20 protein-coding genes and 2 pseudogenes are annotated in these 19,910 nt (G+C 34.5%); all 22 read right to left on the minus strand.

Annotated features, from left to right (window positions below; all coding sequences use genetic code 11):
- Positions 1 to 56 precede the first annotated feature (56 nt).
- The 22 genes and pseudogenes from ASG89_RS29925 to ASG89_RS30020 all read right to left on the minus strand — a co-directional run bounded on the left by ASG89_RS29925 (position 57) and on the right by ASG89_RS30020 (position 19,878).
- Positions 57 to 1,463: an undecaprenyl-phosphate glucose phosphotransferase gene (locus ASG89_RS29925; RefSeq protein WP_057315001.1), complete on the minus strand. Its 1,407-nt coding sequence runs from the start codon at positions 1,461 to 1,463 to the stop codon at positions 57 to 59.
- A 6-nt stretch (positions 1,464 to 1,469) separates the two neighbouring features.
- A complete protein-coding gene (locus ASG89_RS29930; RefSeq protein WP_057315002.1) occupies positions 1,470 to 2,336 on the minus strand; it encodes a glycosyltransferase family 2 protein in 867 nt (288 codons plus the stop codon).
- A 98-nt stretch (positions 2,337 to 2,434) separates the two neighbouring features.
- Positions 2,435 to 3,397: a glycosyltransferase family 2 protein gene (locus ASG89_RS29935; RefSeq protein ID WP_057315003.1), complete on the minus strand. Its 963-nt coding sequence runs from the start codon at positions 3,395 to 3,397 to the stop codon at positions 2,435 to 2,437.
- Positions 3,397 to 3,804: a type II toxin-antitoxin system VapC family toxin gene (locus tag ASG89_RS29940; RefSeq protein ID WP_057315004.1), complete on the minus strand. Its 408-nt coding sequence runs from the start codon at positions 3,802 to 3,804 to the stop codon at positions 3,397 to 3,399. Before ASG89_RS29940 ends, ASG89_RS29935 begins: the two co-directional genes overlap by 1 nt.
- Positions 3,801 to 4,040, minus strand: coding sequence for a hypothetical protein (locus ASG89_RS29945; RefSeq protein WP_057315005.1), 240 nt, complete (start codon positions 4,038 to 4,040; stop codon positions 3,801 to 3,803). The genes ASG89_RS29940 and ASG89_RS29945 overlap by 4 nt, the downstream gene beginning before the upstream one ends.
- Position 4,041: 1 nt before the next feature.
- Positions 4,042 to 4,173, minus strand: a complete 132-nt coding sequence (locus tag ASG89_RS38315) for a hypothetical protein (protein WP_268795681.1) — start codon at positions 4,171 to 4,173, stop codon at positions 4,042 to 4,044.
- Complete coding sequence (locus tag ASG89_RS38320) at positions 4,170 to 4,334, minus strand: sugar nucleotide-binding protein (protein WP_268795682.1); 165 nt, start codon at positions 4,332 to 4,334, stop codon at positions 4,170 to 4,172. Before ASG89_RS38320 ends, ASG89_RS38315 begins: the two co-directional genes overlap by 4 nt.
- Positions 4,331 to 5,017 (minus strand): annotated as a pseudogene (locus tag ASG89_RS29950) (SDR family oxidoreductase). The gene ASG89_RS38320 and the pseudogene ASG89_RS29950 overlap by 4 nt, the downstream one beginning before the upstream one ends.
- 61 nt (positions 5,018 to 5,078) lie before the next feature.
- Positions 5,079 to 5,399, minus strand: a pseudogene (locus ASG89_RS29955) (GDP-mannose 4,6-dehydratase); the annotation flags it as partial.
- Between the two features lie 240 nt (positions 5,400 to 5,639).
- Entirely contained in the window at positions 5,640 to 5,978 is a 339-nt protein-coding gene (locus ASG89_RS29960) for an EamA family transporter (RefSeq protein WP_057315006.1), read from the minus strand.
- A complete protein-coding gene (locus tag ASG89_RS29965; RefSeq protein ID WP_057315007.1) occupies positions 5,971 to 6,318 on the minus strand; it encodes an EamA family transporter in 348 nt (115 codons plus the stop codon). Before ASG89_RS29965 ends, ASG89_RS29960 begins: the two co-directional genes overlap by 8 nt.
- A gap of 205 nt (positions 6,319 to 6,523) precedes the next feature.
- Positions 6,524 to 7,324 (minus strand): glycosyltransferase family 2 protein, encoded by an 801-nt coding sequence (locus ASG89_RS29970; protein ID WP_057315008.1) that lies wholly within the window; start codon positions 7,322 to 7,324, stop codon positions 6,524 to 6,526.
- 26 nt (positions 7,325 to 7,350) lie between these two features.
- Positions 7,351 to 7,911 (minus strand): HAD family hydrolase, encoded by a 561-nt coding sequence (locus tag ASG89_RS29975; protein ID WP_057315009.1) that lies wholly within the window; start codon positions 7,909 to 7,911, stop codon positions 7,351 to 7,353.
- Positions 7,908 to 9,860, minus strand: a complete 1,953-nt coding sequence (locus tag ASG89_RS29980; RefSeq protein ID WP_057315010.1) for a lysylphosphatidylglycerol synthase transmembrane domain-containing protein — start codon at positions 9,858 to 9,860, stop codon at positions 7,908 to 7,910. Before ASG89_RS29980 ends, ASG89_RS29975 begins: the two co-directional genes overlap by 4 nt.
- A 3-nt stretch (positions 9,861 to 9,863) precedes the next feature.
- Positions 9,864 to 10,607 carry a sugar phosphate nucleotidyltransferase gene (locus tag ASG89_RS29985; protein ID WP_200963584.1) on the minus strand — a complete coding sequence of 248 codons (744 nt, stop codon included), beginning with the start codon at positions 10,605 to 10,607 and terminating at the stop codon, positions 9,864 to 9,866.
- Between the two features lie 444 nt (positions 10,608 to 11,051).
- The gene (locus ASG89_RS29990) at positions 11,052 to 12,683 is read right to left on the minus strand and encodes an alginate O-acetyltransferase AlgX-related protein (protein WP_057315011.1); all 1,632 of its coding nucleotides are present in this window, start codon (positions 12,681 to 12,683) and stop codon (positions 11,052 to 11,054) included.
- Between the two features lie 17 nt (positions 12,684 to 12,700).
- Positions 12,701 to 14,122, minus strand: a complete 1,422-nt coding sequence (locus ASG89_RS29995) for an MBOAT family O-acyltransferase (protein ID WP_057315012.1) — start codon at positions 14,120 to 14,122, stop codon at positions 12,701 to 12,703.
- A gap of 566 nt (positions 14,123 to 14,688) precedes the next feature.
- Entirely contained in the window at positions 14,689 to 15,537 is an 849-nt protein-coding gene (gene rfbD / locus ASG89_RS30000) for a dTDP-4-dehydrorhamnose reductase (protein ID WP_057315013.1), read from the minus strand.
- Entirely contained in the window at positions 15,534 to 16,556 is a 1,023-nt protein-coding gene (gene rfbB, locus ASG89_RS30005; protein WP_057315014.1) for a dTDP-glucose 4,6-dehydratase, read from the minus strand. The genes rfbD and rfbB overlap by 4 nt, the downstream gene beginning before the upstream one ends.
- Before the next feature lie 15 nt (positions 16,557 to 16,571).
- A complete protein-coding gene (gene rfbC / locus ASG89_RS30010; protein WP_057315015.1) occupies positions 16,572 to 17,120 on the minus strand; it encodes a dTDP-4-dehydrorhamnose 3,5-epimerase in 549 nt (182 codons plus the stop codon).
- Between the two features lie 14 nt (positions 17,121 to 17,134).
- Positions 17,135 to 17,878: a sugar phosphate nucleotidyltransferase gene (locus ASG89_RS30015; RefSeq protein ID WP_057315016.1), complete on the minus strand. Its 744-nt coding sequence runs from the start codon at positions 17,876 to 17,878 to the stop codon at positions 17,135 to 17,137.
- 47 nt (positions 17,879 to 17,925) lie between these two features.
- Positions 17,926 to 19,878 carry a hypothetical protein gene (locus ASG89_RS30020; RefSeq protein ID WP_057315017.1) on the minus strand — a complete coding sequence of 651 codons (1,953 nt, stop codon included), beginning with the start codon at positions 19,876 to 19,878 and terminating at the stop codon, positions 17,926 to 17,928.
- Positions 19,879 to 19,910: the final 32 nt, after the last annotated feature.

Below are 19,910 nucleotides of genomic sequence, written 5' to 3' on the forward strand. Positions count from 1 at the left end.
GCAATAGTATGGGGAAAATGTTGGCGAATCATGCGGTCGTTTCAATATTTTTTAGATTAATAGGCATTCTTATTGATAAAGCCTTTCACGACAGTTCTCCAAATAATTTTGATATCAAATAAAAAAGTCCAATTTTCGATATAGAAAATATCATGCTTAATCCGTTCTTCGATTGACGTATCGCCGCGCAAGCCGTTGCTTTGCGCCCACCCCGTAATGCCTGGACGAATATGATGCTTCACCATATATTTCGGTACTTCTTCTTTAAATTGTTCCACGAAATAAGGACGCTCCGGCCTCGGCCCAACCACACTCATATGCCCGAATAACACATTGAAGAATTGCGGTAGCTCATCGAGACTCGTTTTACGTAGGAATGTGCCGACCTTGGTCCGCCGCGGGTCATTTTCCACCGTCCACTCCGTATTTGAAACCTTGTCTCCAAGGTTCTTCATGCTGCGAAATTTGTACATCATAAAGCGTCTGCGGTTCAGGCCGACTCGCTCTTGCTTGAAGATGATGGGACCTTCGGAGGTGAGTTTAATGGCTATTGCCGTCGCAAGCATAACTGGCATTGTCACCAATATCGCAATAGATGCGAAAACAATGTCAAAAACCCGTTTGAAAAGTCGGTTGCGGAACTCATCTAGAGGGATATCACGAACATTAATCAACGGCATATCCGCAAAATTATCAAAATACGGCCTCGATGGTAGGAAATCATAAAAATCAGGGATAATCAGCGTTTTGACGCCAACTTTTTCACAAACATTAATAATACTACCGAACTTCTGGTGGGCGTCCAATGGAAGGGCAATAATGACCTCATCCACGATGCGATCGTTTAGAATAAACTCAAGTTCGTCTATTTTCCCGATAATCGGCTTATAGTTCTGATAAGTAACCTCATGCTTCTCCTGATAATCATCGAGGAACCCGACTACCTCATAACCCAACTCTGGATGTTGTTTAAGCTTGGTGTAAAATTGACGCCCCAATGAGCCTGCACCGAGGATTAGAATGAACTGTTTATTGTAGCCTTTTTGCCGCGCGCGTTTGAGCGAGATCTTGATCATATAACGATAAAAACTGATAATAAGGATGTTATTCACCAGGAACAGCAATAGGTATGAACGCGAAACATCGACTTCTTTTAGGATAAATAAAACACTAAGAAGCATCAATAAACTAAACGCATGTACTTGAATAATTTTCAAAACCTCAAAAGAGAACCGCTTTCTCCTCTTCGGTGTGTAGAAATTCACTAAATAACTAATAAAAATAGCAATAATCGCGTAAGTTAAGCTCCACATCACGTAGTGTTTAAAAGACAGCGGCGAGCCATATGGAATCCAACCACTTCTAAATTTTAACCACCATGAAAAGAGAAATACGAGCTGGATACATATGAAATCAGCCAAAGCGTATAGTTGGGTTAGAAAACCTTGACTCTGACGAATCAAACAGGATCACCTCGTTGGACGTAATTTATTTCGAGCTAGAGAGAGACCTAACTTCACGCCTACACCTATGTATACCACGGCATTCGTAAGCCAGGAATACTTTTTGCGATAGTGCTTATTATGGAACAAAATCATCGCTCTATGAAATTCATAAATAATCTTAAATGGTTTTCTTCGGCTGCTAGCCCCTTTGTGATGAACAATCTGAGTTCTAGGGTAATAATAATTCACCCAGCCCGCTTCCTTAATTCTATAACACCAATCGATGTCTTCACCATACATAAAAAATTCCTCATCCAGCATGCCGACATGCTCTATCGTCTCGCGGCGTACAAGCATGAATGCTCCGACTAGTGAATCGATGGGATATTGTTGGTCAGGATCTAAATAACCAAGCTGATATTGATTAAATCGAGGGTTGCGTGGGAATAGTTTGGCAAACCCAAAGGCATAGTAGAAAGACGCTGAGGGCGTTGGGAAACCCCGCTTGCATGCTTTATCGAGTGAACCGTCCGGTAATACAATTTTACAGCCGCTGGCTCCTACTATAGGGTTCTCGTCCATGAAACGCAGCATGATGTCTAACGTGTCTGGTTGAACGATTGTATCTGAGTTCAGGAGCAGGACGTAACGACCTTTGGAGATGAGAATGCCTTGGTTGTTGGCTCTTGAGAAACCTACATTCTCTGTATTGGCGATAGTGATCACTTCAGGGTACCGCTCATTCACAGATTGAATAGTGCTGTCATTAGATGCGTTATCAATAAGAATGATTTCATAGTTGTATGATGTAGTTGACGAAAAAACCGATTCAATGCAGGCTAGGGTTAGAGCCTTCGTTTTGTAGTTCACGATGATAATGGATAAATCCAAGAGATGACCTCATTTTTTGATTGATTATACTTAGTATAGCACGGGAATATTAATTTTCGCCTAAAAAAATAAGACTAGCGGCTGCTAATCTTAGGTAATTATTTTTTAAACCATTTATTCACTTCGGACGACGCTTGTCTCTGTTTTGAACGAATTAAGCTTCTCTTGTTTCTCAGTTTCGGGTACTTGCGATAAAAATCAAACCAAGCTCCTAATAATTTGGGTTCACGGATGAGTGCGTACACAAAACTTAGACATTCATAAACCAACAAAGGGAAAAACTGCTTCATCACGGTTTTGATGTCGTCATTCTTCAGCATCATTTTATAGCGATTAATATAAGATAATCTTCGAACAAAAAGCGGTTTACTGCTCCTGCCGCCTTCTTTCCAGCCACGTTCATGATAGGCGATTGCTGTTGGCTCATAAAGTGCCTTCCAGCCTAACAACTGCGCTCGCCACGCAACATCAACATCTTCTTTATAGGCAAAGAAGTCTTCATCAAAAAACTCCCCATTAAGGCTAATGTCGTTGATCATCTTGCGTGAGTACATGGCAGCGGCGCCAGAAACACCGAAAACTTCTTCAGTTTGTTGATACTGATCGTTGGTCTGGTGTGCACCCCTGTCAAAGGCTCTTCGCGCTTTGTTGATGATGAGTCCCGTGCTATCAATGTGGTGGGGGGCTGCTTTGAAAAGCAATTTGCCTGTTGCGCTGCCTGCATGAGGGTTATTCTGCATCACATGAACTGTGTTAAGTACGTAGTCTGGTTCAATGGCAACATCTGGATTGAGAATTAAACAATAATCCGTTTCTGTCAACCGGATCGCTTGATTGTGCCCTCCCGCGAAGCCGTTGTTTAGCTTATTCTGAATGAGTATGCATCTCGCTTGCCATTTTGCCAGCGTATGGAGCGTATGATCCTTGGATGCATTATCTATGATAATTATTTGTTTAATAGGATGGGATTGTCTCAGAACCGCTTCCAAGCAATCCTCGATATGTTCAGCGCTGTTATACGTGACGATATGGACACTGACTGTATAGTGTTTAATCTTCATTAAACTTCCTTGACCTTTAAATCATACACTTCACGAACAAACAACATACCCTTATCTCTAGTAACTAAAGTAAGTTCATGCAGCAGAGCTGTGGCTATTATAAGTGCATCCGGTGCCTTCACTCTCCTACCTTTACTTCTCTCTTGTACACAAATTTTTCCTGCCTTATATGATAGTTCATCTGTAACATCCAAAAACTTCCCCGATTTTAAAAATTCAAACCTAGTAACCTCTTCCATTGAAGAAAATCCAGCCATGAATTCACATTTTGTTACAACAGAAAAATAAATGTTATCTTCCTTGAGACTATTCAAAAAGTTAATTATCGACTCATCATTATTAACAAGTCCAATTAAAATATTCGTGTCTAAGAGGTAATTGTCTGTGGGCAAAATAATCGGCCTCATCTGTTCCAATCCTCTCGCGCATTACGTATATTTTCAGACACTTCTACTCTTTTATCGTCAGGGATCAGATTAGGAATGTTTAATAAGTCATTTAAAATAGTATTCGATGTATTCATAACTTCAACCGTTTCATGATCCAAATCAACATCTAACGTGACTTTTTTACCGGAAATACCTGCTTTCCTCAAAAGCTCCAAAATACTTTTCGTTGTCTCATTGTTAAGTGATTTAGCCATTTCACGCCTCCTCTTTCTTCTCATTATACGCAACATGAAGCACAAAGAAAACGACATATACATAATTAGATAAGTGCACTAAAGAGCCATCAGCCAGCCACCTATTAGGGTAATTGACAGCTCTGTGTTTCATTGACTTTCTCCTAGCTCCTTCAAAAAAGCCTTGAGTCCTTCCCGCCATGGACGTAAATCTTCAAATCCATTCGCTCGAATTGCCGCATGCTCCATCGCAGAATTCCGTGGTCTTGGAGCAGGTCGCGGAAATTCTTCCGTTGTACATGACTCTACCTTCATCGTGATGCCACTTTCTTCAAAAATGGCCCCAGCAAATTCATACTAGGAGCAAACTCCCGTATTAGAAGCATGATAAATACCGTAACGATCGGTTTGAATGAGCTTTCAAGAAAAAGGGCAAGATCGACTGTATACGTAGGTGACCCATATTGATCACTTACAACCTTTAAAGAATCTCGTGTTTTAGCTAGTTCCAACATCGTTTTCACGAAATTCTTACCGTATACGCCATACACCCAAGAGGTTCTTACAATAAAATATTGGGTCAATATCGCTTGAACATGGAGTTCTCCCGATCTTTTGGACTTGCCATATATACTTTGAGGATTCGTAGTATCATCTTCTCGATAGGCATGTGATAACTTTCCATCAAAGACATAATCCGTACTAATAAATACGAACTTAGCCCCTACGCTCTCAGTAGCCCATCTCCAGATTCTTGGTTCCATCTGAATTTACTCGAAATGCTTCCAGTTCATTCGTCTCTGCAAGTCAACAGCCGTATAGGCAGCACAGTGGATAATAACATCGGGTTGTAAACGCTGAATTACCTCCATACATTGCCCCTCATTCGTAAAATCGAGATCCTCTCTCCCTAATCCGTGAACCTGGTGCTGAGCTTCAAGCAGCTTAACCACATCTTGCCCAAGTTGCCCCTTAGATCCCGTAACGACGATTCTCATGCATGTTCACCTAACCATATTGCTCATTAACATATTTTTGATACTCACCAGTCTGAATTCATTTCCACCAATCTTGATTGTTCAGGTACCATTGAATCGTTTCCTGAATCCCCGTCTCAAAATTATGTTTCGGCTTCCAGCCCAGCTCATTCGTAATTTTTGTAGCATCAATCCCGTAACGACGATCATGTTCTGGACGATCTTTGACAAACTGCATAAGAGATTCAGGCTTGCCAAGCTCGCAGAGAATCGTTTGGATAATTTGAATATTGGTACGTTCATTATTTCCACCGATATTATAAACTTCACCACTAACTCCCTTGTGTAGAACCAAATCAATCACGCTACAGTGGTCCTCGACATAGAGCCAATCTCTAATATTATTTAGAAAAAAGTTATGTTCACCTTTCAGTAATTTACTCTAATAGACTACGATCTACTCTTTTAATGTGAATAAAACAGTATTGAGGTTTATGGTCTCTGTTATGGAGCGGCTGATTCAGTATTTCAGCATATCAAATCAAAATTCTACCGCACCCAGTTCATTACCGGATATGTAATAATAGGAATTAATGTCCACCTATTCCGCATCTTTCTTTTCATCAGTTGATTTTTGAATTTTCTAAAAACCTCCTATAAAGACAGCTCCAAACACAATTAAAAAAATTCCAAACATTTTATATTTTGTGATTTTTTCACCCAAAAAAATTTTAGCAATAATCAATGTCCAGATATAAGTAATTGCTGTAAGAGGCATCACCACGGAATACTGGATGTGTTTGAGTACATAAATATTTAATATTGCGCCAAGTACATAAAAAAAAACACCTGTATATATATACCGTCTTTTTAACATGTTAATAATACCATTTGAAACGGTTGCTTTTTTCAAGAAAAATCCACCAAATGATCCAAATAAAGTAAGTAGAAGTAACGAAATCAATATATATATATTACTCATCTCCTACTCCTAATATTACGACACCTAATAGAATTAATACTATACCAATGATCTTATTAGTACCTATGGTTTCTTCTAGCAAGAAATATCCTATTATAAGGGCAAAAATATAACCAAGTGTTAACATTGGATGAAGAACTGAAAACCCTCCAAATTTAAAAGCAATCATCATCAGTACTGCACCAATACCATATAATGTAAATCCTATTCCTAAAAAGTAAAGATCAGTACCTGATGATATTTTCCAGAAAAATTGTCCCCAAGTAGTGCATAATGAAGAAAAAATTATAAATAAAATTCCAACCTTATTTTTGTTAAAAGAATCTATAAATCTACTCATAAACATCCTCATATTTTGAATAATTTTTCAAAAAAATTAAACTCTTTTGGTGCTTCTGACACAAGTAATTTATGGTTTATGAAATGAAACTATTGAAATGACTCACTTTTCCTCTTAGAAGTCGGTTCAAAATATGTGTTATAATCATATAATTTATTGAAGAATGATTTGAAAATTATCCAAACGGAATAACAAGTGATCAAAGTTAATTTCTTATTTTATCTGTAATTTCATCTGCATTATAATTTTCAAAACATTTTGTTCTAAATTCTTTTCTAATATAATTTTTACCACTAAACAAGCTATTGAATACTATTTTCACAGTTTTTAAAGCTTGTGAAAAAAGCTTTACATTGGATACTTGATCTTCTTCTCTCCAGGTAATAGGAAAAAACCGTGCATTTAACCTAAGTCGTGGTAATGCGATAATCATGAAACAATTAAATGTCAAGTCGTCTGCAAATTTAAAATAATATTTATTTTTTAATGATTCAGTACAGTACATATTTAATCCTGCACCTAAATCATATATTTTACGTTTTGTAGCAATAGAAAAGAGAATATTGAATACACGGTTACCAAAGGTTCTAAAACTAGAATAACCTGGAAGTTTAGATGATTTCATAAATCTTCCTCCCAACAAACAATCCACTTTTTGATATGTCCCATCTTTTATATATGGTATCAAATCTATTAGACTTCCTTGATCATCTCCATGCAAGACAATTACATATCTAAAATTGTTCTCAACTGCATACTGAAAAGCAACTTTATGGCTACCTCCTAGACCATAGTTTTGATTGTTTCGCAATAATTTAATTGGTTTTTCTGGGTGGTTTTTAATGTAATCTAATACTACATTTTCAGTATTATCTGTTGATCGATTATTAACCACTATAATACAAGAAATTATTTTCATTATTTCTTCATCACATTGCTGAAGTACCCTAGTAATTTGCTTTTCGCAATTATAAGTAGGTACAAATAACAGAATTTTATCATCCATGTTTACATTTTCCCTCTATAGTTGATTTATAATACGCGTAAAGTTCTAGCACCAGCGTTTCTTCCTGCTTCAACACCTTCATCAGAGTCTTCAAATATTAATGTATTCTCTTTTGAAATTCCAAAAAAATTCATTGCTTTTATATATCCTTCAGAGTTTGGTTTTGGTTTCGAAACATCTTCTTGAGTAATAATTAAGTCAAATAATATTTTTCTGTTAAAATAATCCAATAAATCATGGCAATTTTTTTTGGATGCGGTTGTAACTAATGCAATATAATATTTCTCGGAAAGGCATTTTAAAATATTTATTAAATGTTTATTTTCCACTACGTGATTAATATTTTGAAAATATAGTGACTGTTTCTTTATATGAATTTTAGAAATTAAACTCTCATTATAACCTTGTTTATCTAAAATTTTTGGTAAGAACTCTTTATAATGTTTACCTTGACATTTTTCTGCAAAGTATTGATATTCCAAATCAAACCCAAACTCATTAAGAGCTTGTTTGTAAGAATAATAATTAGCTTTTAATGTGTCATACAATGTTCCATCCATATCAAAAGCAGCTAAAGAATTTTTCATTTATAACCATCCTCATAAATATCATTTAGTAATACAATAAATGCCGCATAATAAATAAGTGCTCTATCAGGTACCATTTTGAATTTATAAGGTAATAAACGCAACACATGTATTATCTCATGATAATATATGCTTTTAATTTGATATTTATTAAATTTAGATTCAAGATATTGTTTATACTTGTGATATAAATTATCATATGCTTTACTTCTTAAATGAGGATAATTTATTATATTTAAGTATGTTTCAACAGTGGAGGTTTTTTGTAAAAACTCATAGCCGTAATGCAAAGATTGTAATAATTTTCCATAATCTATGAATGGAGTATTGTGTATGTTTAGTGAATTGGGATCTATTAGGTAATATTTTTTTTCTCTATTAGTTGAGAAAATTATATTCTCCACAGTTAGGTCACCATGTATATCTGAACATTCATCTTGTGAAAATATCTTAAATAGATAGTTTTCATCTATTTTACTTTCAAAATACTTTAGATTTTTATACTCTTTTCCATTAATTATCAAAGTGTCATAAGATAGTATTGAAGACAATTCAGGTGTTATTTTTAAAGTATTAATATTACCTAAGTACTTTTCTTTAATATATTTCTGTATTAATAAACTATCATGCTCACGTTTATTTTTAGAATGCAATAGATGATCAATATCTTCAAGTAAAGTATATAGAATGTTCCATATATTTTCATCATCCATTGAATGGATCACGGTAAAAAAATCTTTTGCATCACTATCATATTTCATATCATAATAATAAACATTTTCACTTAAAAACTCATCTTTTGTCTCAGGAAGAGGAAGTTTAGTAGCAGCCTGTTCCTTGATCCAATCGGCTTGCACACGCAATTTATTCCCTTCGCTTCCAAAGGCATATTTACGATAAATAATATCATCATCTTTTATCGCCTTCAATGTGGTTGCATGTGACCCACCGCTCATATCTTGTAAAATACTAATATTCCGATTGATATTAACATAAGTTTTATAATATTCTCTATCTTCCCCTGAGAAATAATCAACAAAAAATTTTAATCTTTCTTGTTTTGTAACAAAAGGAACCATATTTATTGTTGCATCTTTCATTAAAAAGTTTTCTTTTCTAAATTTACCAATGAAATTTTCTAGCCATTGATTGTGTATAAAAGAGGCAATAAATATGAAAATAATGGGTGATACTGTGAACAAAATTGTCAGTAACAATACGTTTATGTTGCCATTTGCCAATGAGCTAATGGCAGTAAGTTGAGGTTCTGCTACATTCCCTAATGAAAATAGAGATAAAAATAATTGTGAAAAATCTACATGTAAATTTAAGCTAGTTAATGCATTACAAAAAGAGACATAGGAAAATAAATAACCTAGCCACATAATAATTGATAATAACAATAAAGATAATTTATTAATACGATAAAATAAATCCTTCAAAATAGAAATGGTAGACCATGCAAACATTAAACTTTTTAAACGTAAAGTTTCATTAAATACAGACGCAAATATGTTAATTGATTGCTTCGTTTTTTTATTCAAAGCAAACATAATCAAGATTACTGATATTATCAAAACAATAATAAAAAAATATTGAAATGCTGTGTGAACATAAACTTCGTAATAAAAAAAATTTGTATTAATATGTAAACCTGCAAAAATAACTAAAAATATAAAAACACAAATTATATCCAATAATCTATCAATAACAATTGTAGAAAAATAAAATATTAAACCTGTTCTTGTTTTTCTCGAAGCAATATACGCTCTGACTAGCTCACCAATACGAAAAGGAATAAACAAATTCACAGCATAACCTATCGAAAGGGCTTTTAATAATTTTTCATATTCCGTTTTTTCATAGGGATTTGTTAATAACTCCCATCTAAACACTTTAATTAGATGACTAAATATAAGCAAACCTATTGATAGGGATAACCAAAGCATATATTAAACTAGCCCCCAAAACAAATCAGAATTTTTAGCTAAATAGTATTCTTCTGGAGTTCCAAAGGGTAAATGAAAATCTACATTAAAACTTTCTACCGTTTTACCTTGAGCAATTATAGTATTAAATAGTCCGCTAACAAAATATTCTTTATATTCACATTCATTTAAATATACTTGAGCGGCATTCAAAAATGTTGCTTTATTCTGGAAATAATAAGATCCACATATAGCGCGTGAACTAACAACCTTTTTCTCTACAGTTCCAGTAATATTATTTTCTTGATCATATGCAATATAGCTGAAATTAGGATTTTGAGATTTAAAAGTTAATAAAGCCCCCCCTATTTTCTGCCTCAAATCATTATCGTGAAAAAAATTATAAAACTCTTGACTTTTGAATGCATGATCACAATCATTAATCACGATCCCTTTATTGTTATTTATATGTTTTATTCCTTCTAAAGAAGTTAATACAGGCCCATTTAAAACATCTGGAATTAATACAATTTCTGCTGATGGGTAGAGACTTTTTATACATTTTGTTATCTGATATTTTCTTTCATGCTCTTCTAAAACAACAAAGATCAGTTGTTCTATAGTCACAAACTTTTTTATGGATTGTACAGCCCAATAAAAATATGGTTTTCCATGTATTTCGATTAAAGGCTTTGGTGTTACAATACCTTTTTCAAAAAAACGGGATCCGCGACCTCCCATTGGCATCAATAGATTTATAATACCCACATAATCATCTCCTAATTGTAACAGCTTGGTATAGAGAATTAATAGATAAAGTAATTAGAACTCTCTTGGTGGATTGTTTTATCTCATTCTTTTATCGTTTCATAATCTATTTAATTTGAACTAAAGAACATCCAACAACATCCTCACACAGACAATCAATTACTTTTTTCTTCATCTAGTATTGCCACATGGGAATCTGTGTATCCAAAACACATGACTTCGCAACACTTGGAATATTATTCAACGCATGATTAATATTTGTGTTTAGGAGAAACAACGAACCCACTCAAAATTTGCGGTTCGGGAATAACATGATTTGAACGTAGAAAAGAACGGTTCTTCGACGCTGGCAGTAATACGAGGGTGCCAGCTGCAGCACTCGGTAATCGCCATGTACTTAAGTTATTTCCTTAGATTCCATCTGCAATCTTTGGAGTTTCGTGCTCAGTACAACAGCAATGGAAGGTTTCTCTCTACAATCTCGAGGACAACGACACTTGGTTTTTCCTCAGTTATTCTAGATTGACTAACTTTATAATCGGTTAAAAACGTACTGTTTTTAAAATGATCCGCTAAATAAGGTATCATTGCTGCACCGAAAGAATCGCGATACATAAGCAATTGTCTGCTCTCTGATTCGTTTACATATGACGTCAAGTAATTATCGGATTTAATAACTTTGGATGTTCTCTTGAACTTTGGCACTAAGCTAACTAACGTATCATCTAATTTCATAGATAGCATAATGGCTAAATCCAGCTGCATCCTATAAGTGACAGTCGATATATTAAAGTCTTCTCGACTATGAGGATGATAATTAGATAAAGAGTTCAACAATTTTTGATAAGCCAAATATCCACCAAAATCATTCCAATGAGTATCTGTAGCGTAATATGTTTGAAAATCAACTTTACTTTGAATTAGAGTATCTCTAACGTCAACAAATTTTATTTTTGAGTGGGCTCTCAAATAGTCTAGCAATTGGTCGTAACGGGTTTCGTTTTTAAATCTTACATACTTGTTTGGTATGTACTCAGGATAAATTGTTTGCTTATTCGGACCTACCATAAAAATAAATTCAGCGCCTACACCTTCCGCCGCATTCTTCGCCTTTTCAAGATTAGATGTTATCTTTTCAAGCTCAGCATCACTAAATCTAACTAGTCCTTGGTAGTCTTCTATAGATTTTTCAGCGGAGTAGAACTGCCACCCATTTTTTCCTATTACTACATTAGGGTTAGCTGACTTGCCGAATATATGATATTTAATATTACTATTCAATTTGACTAGTTCATTACGCAATCCAAAGTGATCATTAAAGTAAGATTCGAATTCTTTTGTAAACTTTTTGTAATCCGTGATTGAAGTTGTAGGCTTTGCTGCTAAAACTCTATTTTCTGTCGTAACAGTTTTCGAAGGAAAAAATATTGTTGTTAATACTGGTACAAAGATGAATATTAACAAAATACTCTGCACTACGGCTACATTAGAATGAGTTTGTGCCTGTTTATATTCTAATAATTCCAAATATGTTACTAGCCACACTATTATGACGGAGATAAGAAACGAAAGCATATATAACATTATTTCACCCGAGCTGATACCTCCAGTCATATCCTTATTAACCTCACTTAAGTGTAAATAAGGATCAATGCCTGTTGTTTTTATTTTTAATGATGACTTGTTCTGCTCTGTCTCAACCATATTACTCGATTTTAAATAGCCTAGTAATGATTTGTTTTTATATTTAATTGAGTAAATAACGATGTCTACTCCTGGTTTCACACCCAAGTCGAATCTTAAGTTTAGAATATTTTCCTTTGCTGGTAAAGCAAATTTAAGATTAGCTTTACCCTCCGAGCTTTTACTCATTATGCGAACTGATTTTTGTTCAGTAAAACCTTCGCCGGTATCGTAGTAAAGAACATACTCATTAGTATGGTGTGATTGAAGTGTAACAAACACTTCATTGCTTAGTTTCTCTCTATTTAAATAGCTTTTGTTAATTATTAAGACAGAAATAATGAATAACATGATCAACATAAATGCATTTACAAACTTAAAGTATTTTCTCACGGAGGCATCTTCTCCTACTAAAATCTGAAATAAATGAACGGATTATATGTTTGACTTGCTAACGCAGCAGATACAAGAAGCAAAATAATGCTCCCCGTGATTACTATGAAGAATAGTTTAAGAATTTGATACTTGCTATTTTTCCTGTCTAACCAGGACTCTCCATAGCTCAACAACATTTTTAAAAGAGGCGTTGCACCTATAATCGCGAGAATAATAACAGTAATCAGCTCTTTATCTAAATAATACATACTGCTGTACATACTATTTTTATTTAACCCAACCATCGTTTTTATATATGCAATTGCATGTTGAAAATCATTCGCCTTAAAGAATATCCAGCCGACCATAACAACAAGCAACACATATGCATGCTGAAATGGAGCCCACATTTTATCCAATAGTTTACCTAATGGTGAGCGCTCAAGAAGCATGAAAAAACCATGAAATAATCCCCAAAAAACAAAATTCCAGCTTGCCCCATGCCAGAATCCAGTACAAAAAAACACTATTACTAAATTTAGATAAACTCGGACACTACTAACTCGGTTTCCTCCCAGTGGGATGTAGAGGTAATCTCTAAACCAATTTGACAATGAAATATGCCATCTTCTCCAAAAACCCACAATATTCTTAGCTATATAGGGATAATTAAAGTTCTCCAAAAAGCTAAATCCAAAAATTCTTGCTAAACCGATTGCCATATCTGAATAGCCAGAGAAATCAAAATAAATCTGCAACGTATAACAAATGATTCCTAGCCAGGCTGCACCTGTAGTTAATTCTTGGGTATTTTGAGCAAATATCTGATCTGCTACTAATCCTAATGGATTCGCGATCAAAACTTTTTTCCCCAATCCAAGAATAAATCGCTGAAAACCTTGGTTTATGTGTTCTAAAGACAAAATTCTTGTTTTCAATTGTTTAGCAATATCATGATACCGAACGATTGGTCCTGCAACTAGTTGAGGGAAAAAGGATATGTACAGAGCAAGATCAAATAAATTCTTTTGCGGCTCTGATTTACGTCTATATATATCTATTACGTAGGATAAGGAATGAAATGTATAAAACGAGATCCCTAGTGGTAGCGGAATTGGTTCCAAATAGAAATTTACATGAAACATTATGTTGAAGTTATCAACAATAAAGTTTATATATTTATAAAAGATCAACATTCCAAGGTTTGTTACAATGGCAAAAAACAGAACCAACTTTCTAGTTGTATCTTTATACTTCTTGGCTACTAACAATCCATAAAAATAATTTATTACTATAGAAATAACCATCAACACTACGAATTGAGGTTCGCCCAAAGAATAAAAAAGAAGACTCACAACAAGCAGTAATAAATTGCGATATTCGACTTTAATTAACAAATGTATGACAAGAACTACCGGTAAAAACAGAAACAAAAACATCGGAGAACTAAACACCATTTACGTCGCGCCCTTTAATTTTGATGTAAATTTGTGACCAACAAATTTCGATTGATATTTAATAGTTATCACTAGTACGGATAAGACTCAAGGTAATCTATATTTTTTTGAACAAAATTTGTTAATCTCAGTATATTTTTGGTATCATGCAGTCGACTGACTCAGATCATAATCGTTCTCATAGGCTTCTGGTCGGATTAGATTCCGAAATACAAGATACTTTGCATTCCACTTGCTCAATAATGATTAAATGCAATGTAGAGAGTATCGATTAATTGTTGCCGTTGTGCTCTTAGATCAATTTTCATTTGAGGGTTCAGTCTTCAAAAAAATTAAATCGATTTACATCGATCTGAGAGACATGTTTTTGCAAGTAAAGTAAAAACATGTCTCATCAAAATATAATCGACAGTCTCATGTATCAAGTGTGTGACAAATTTGCTACAGTACCTTCTACTACATTTAAGTCAATAACAATATAGACATGGTATATAACCAAAAAAGTGCCGCACTATTGCATAGTGATCTCGTTGACTGAGGACTAATTATACTGATAGCTTTGCCTATTATTTAATCGCCCCAAGCTCTTTTAAAAAAGCCCTGAGACCTTCCCTCCAAGCACGCAAATCTTTAAAACCAATCCTTCGAATCGCTCCATGCTCCATGGAAGAATTTCGTGGTCTAGGAGCAGGTCGTGGAAACTCTTCTGTTGTACAAGGCTCTACTTTTATCGAAACACCACTTTCTTCAAAAATAACACATGCAAAGTCATACCAAGAGCAAACGCCTGAATTAGAGGCATGATAGATACCGTAATGATCTGTTTCAATCAGTTGTTCAAGGAATAAGGCAAGATCAACCGCATACGTAGGTGAACCAAACTGGTCACTTACTACCTTTATTGAATCTCTTGTTTTAGCTAAATTCAGCATGGTTTTAACGAAATTATTACCATACATGCCATATACCCAAGAAGTTCTTACGATAAAATGCTTTTTCGACAGAGAAAGTACATGTTGTTCTCCTGCCCTTTTCGACTTGCCGTACACACTTTGCGGATTCGTTTCATCATCTTCTCGGTAGGCATTCATAGCCATTCCATCAAATACATAATCCGTACTGATATAGACAAGTTTCGCGCCAATGGACTCAGCTGCGAGTGCTAGATTTTTGGTTCCAGTTGCATTGACAAGAAACGTAATTTCTTCTTCTGTCTCTGCTAAATCAACTGCGGTATAAGCCGCACTATGAATAATGACATCTGGCTCTAATTTTTTTATGAGCTCAAGACACTGATTTAAATTGGTAACATCCAGTTCATCTCTTCCTAAACCCTTAACTTCATGCTGAGCTTCAAGTAGCTTAACCACATCTTGCCCAAGTTGCCCATTTGCGCCGGTTATGACGATCCTCATGAATGTTCACCTAAACGAGAACCATACTGCTCATTAAAATACTTTTGATACTCACCTGTCTGAATTCGTTTCCACCAATCTTGATTGTTTAGGTACCATTGAATCGTCTCATGAATACCCGTCTCAAAATTATGCATCGGCTTCCAGTCAAGCTCAGTCGTAATCTTTGTAGCATCAATCCCGTAACGACGATCATGTCCTGGACGATCTTTGACGAAATGCATCAGAGACTCAGGCTTGCCAAGCTTTTTAAGAATCGTTTGGATAATTTGAATATTCGTTCGCTCATTATTTCCACCGATATTATAAACCTCACCATTGATTCCATTATGTAGAACCAAATCAATTGCGCTACAGTGATCCTCAACATAGAGCCAATCTCTAATATTAAGTCCATCACCATACACAGGCAGAGCCTTGTCACTCAAGGCATTGGCAATCATCAAAGGAATTAATTTCTCTGGGAACTGGTAGGGTCCATAGTTGTTTGAGCAACGTGTTATGTTTATTGGTAGTCCGAATGTTTCATGGTAAGCTTGCACCAGTAAATCAGAACCTGCTTTACTCGCAGAATATGGACTATTCGGAGCGATCGGCGTTTCTTCTGTAAAAAGTCCCGTTTCACCAAGAGATCCGTACACTTCATCTGTGGAAACATGGACAAATTTCTTAACAGTATGCTTCCGCGCAGCTTCTAGCAATACCTGTGTACCCAATACATTCGTTTTAACGAAAATGTCTGGTTCCAGAATACTTCGATCTACATGCGATTCCGCGGCGAAATGAACGACCGTATCAATGCTCCTGTCGAACAGACTGCTCACGAGTTCAGGATTCGTAATATCCCCCTTGACGAAGGTGTATTGACTATTCTCTTGAATGGATGTCAAATTTTCTAAGTTTCCTGCGTAGGTCAACGCATCTAAATTAATGATTTCATAGCTAGGATAACGATCCAGCATATAATGAACGAAGTTGCTTCCGATAAAGCCGGCACCGCCAGTTACAAGAATTTTCATATGAGTATGGGGCTCCTATTTAAAGTTAATTTCCGCATTTTTCAGCAGTGGGTGTTTCTGATCTTTATCTGATAGAATTGGTTTGGAAGTCGGCCAATCGATCCCTAATTCAGTGTCATTCCAGAGAATACCGCGATCATGTTCAGGTGAATAATACTCGTCCACTTTGTAAAGAACCTGTGTATTCGGAATAATCGTACAGAAGCCATGTGCAAAACCTTGAGGAACTAATAGCTGGCGTTTATTTGATTCACTAAGAATGACACCTACCCATTGTCCGAATGTTGGAGAACTCTTTCGGATATCAACCGCTACATCATATATAGCACCTGCCGCCACTCTAACTAACTTCGTTTGTGCTTTAGGCGTCAACTGGTAGTGAAGACCACGCAACACACCAGCTTCCACAGACAGAGAGTGATTGTCTTGGACAAATTGATGATCCACACCTAGCCCAGCAAACTTCGAGCTACTGTAGCTCTCCATAAAAAAGCCCCGATTGTCTCCAAAGACATCGGGTTCAATGATTACTAACCCTTCTAACTTCGTTGTTTTGATTTTCATCGAATTAGCACCTCTTACAATTTAAGTTTCCCAAACTCTTCTCCAAACAACAAATCTTTAGCTAATTCATTCGCCTTAGCTAAAGAGGCATGTGTACCAGCATCCGTCCACCAGCCTTGTAGAATATTATAGGTGAGTTCATTTTTCTCGATATATGCGTTATTTACATCAGTGATTTCGAGTTCTCCACGGCCTGAGGGCTTAAGTGTTTTAACAATTTCAAATACTGAACTATCATACATGTAGATGCCAGTCACTGCATAATTACTTTTCGGTTGTTTAGGTTTCTCTTCGATCGAAATGATCTTATCACCACTCAACTCAGGAACGCCATACCTTTGAGGGTCCTGTACCTCTTGAATGAGAATCTTAGCTCCATTACCTTGTATTGTAAAGTTATTCACGAATGGAACGATGCTTTCTTCAAAAACATTATCGCCTAGGATAACAATCATTTGGTCGTTACCTATAAAATGTTCAGCTAGATCAAGCGCCTGAGCAATACCACCTGCTTCATCTTGAACTTTATAAGTGAATGAGACTCCCATTTCGCGACCGCTGCCTAGTAGGTTAACAACATCACCCATATGTTCTTTTCCAGTGACGATAAGGATATCTTGGATATCGGCTTGCTTAAGTTTTGCCACTGAGTGGAAGATCATTGGATACTTTCCTACAGGAAGTAGATGCTTGTTGGTTACTTTGGTTAAGGGATACAGGCGTGAACCTGTACCTCCTGCTAATATGATACCTTTCATTTTTATCACCCTTTAGTTCGTTATTTTTGTGGTCTATTTCGGAATATTTATTTAATTGTTGCAAGTACATATTTTATGGGAAGATTAATAGTCCATCCTTCTGGATAAATTTTAATAAGAACTTTATCTGATTTCTTATCATCTTTATTTTCATTATATGCCATTTGGATATTATTTTTTAACACTCCACGCTCATTCCAGCTCATAACAGGCTTGTTTAATTCAATTAGATGTGAGGTATTAAAAACAGAGAATAACAATAAACACGCAAAACAACTAATCACAAACCCTTTTTTGAAATGATTACCAATTTCATCTAATACTAGGGTTAGAAGAACAACTACTAGTATATTAATACCATAAAAATATCTATCAGGGAATGTACTCTGATAACCATTAAATATACTCGTAAAACCAATACGCGGTATTACCAGACCTATCCAATATATAAATGTCGATAAAAAAATTAATAATATAGATAATAAATGTCTCTTGTTTGAATAAGAAATTATTACTGCACCTATGAGTAAAATAATATAGATCAGAAAAATAATTAACACTTTGAAATCTGTAAATTTGGTCCAAGCCACTGACGCTAATGGATATATAAATATTCTTCCAATTGAGAACTCAATCAAATGGCTCAAATTTGTAGAAAGACCTTCTGAACCTCCTTTTGAATGTAGGAAAGAAGGAACCATTATAACAAATAATAAACAAGTAACTATAGGAAGCATTAAATCTAATAATGTCTTTTTAAGATTAATTTTCTTTTTATTCAAAAATATATTCAAAATAATATAAGTACCTACAATTACAAAAGAGACGGGCAAAGTTAAGCAAGAAATAATATTAAATATATCAATCAATATTTTTATATACCGATTCTTTATATGAAATCTTGCAATAAGTAAGAATACAGTAGCTACTGGAAATAGAAATCCCAGATTTAATATTCTTCCTAAAACTTCATTTCCATCCCCTCCCAAGGGCACAAATATAACAAAGAAATATGTGATAACAGCGGATTTAATTGAAATTTTCTTCATAATATAGAAACCAGTCAAAGCTACAAATGTAATAAATGTCAATGATATAATACCATAAATTATTGGTAGATAACTCAAATCTAAGCCGAAAACTAATTTAGAAATAACTAAACCTATTTTCATAAGTATTATTAATCCCATGACAGGAAAATCATCTCTCGCATTTAAACCAACTTCAATAAAATCTTTTTCAAGTAAATAACTTGTCCAAACTCCTTCTTCCGCATAAAGAATTGGATTCAAGAAAGGATCAGAATTGCGAAGAAATAGAAATAAAAAACCTACAATAAATAATAAAATAAAAAATAGTATCTCTTTTGAATTTGCCTTAATGATTTTATAATATTTCTCCAAAATATTGTTACGGAATAAAATACAAATTAATGATAAAAACAAAACAAAATTCAATAAAACCTTTAACCAATTTGTTGATCCAAATACTAATTTGTAATTAATACTTCCATTAATATCCTTACTGTTTATAGTAAGCTTATCACCATGATTCAGAAGCTTCATGTTTTTCCATATTGTCACAGCATTTCCAGGTTTCCCATCAACACTTGAAATTTTAATTATTAAATCTTTAGATTTTGATTTAGTCAGAGTGTCTAAAAATAAAATATTTTCAAAAGAATTATCTACTAATTCACTAGTATTAATAACCTTTCTTTCAATTATTCTATTTTCAACAATAAATTCAATGTTTAATTCTGATGTATTAACCCTCTCAAATGTTGCGAAATTTATTTGTATTCCTTTCAAGTTATTTCGAGGCAAATTAATAGTTTGCTCAATCACAGTTCCACTTACTATTTCACCAATATGCTCTGTTGGTACTGTACTATTATCTATAATTTTACTTTGATTAAAATTAAAATAGAAAAAAATACTAAACAAAAAAATCAAAGTAAACGCAGCAATTCGATAGTGAATTTTTTTATCTTTCTCCACTTTAGACTCCTTTAATATATTTTCTTCAATTA

This window comes from Paenibacillus sp. Soil766 (assembly GCF_001428105.1).
Lineage (GTDB): Bacteria > Bacillota > Bacilli > Paenibacillales > NBRC-103111 > Paenibacillus_E.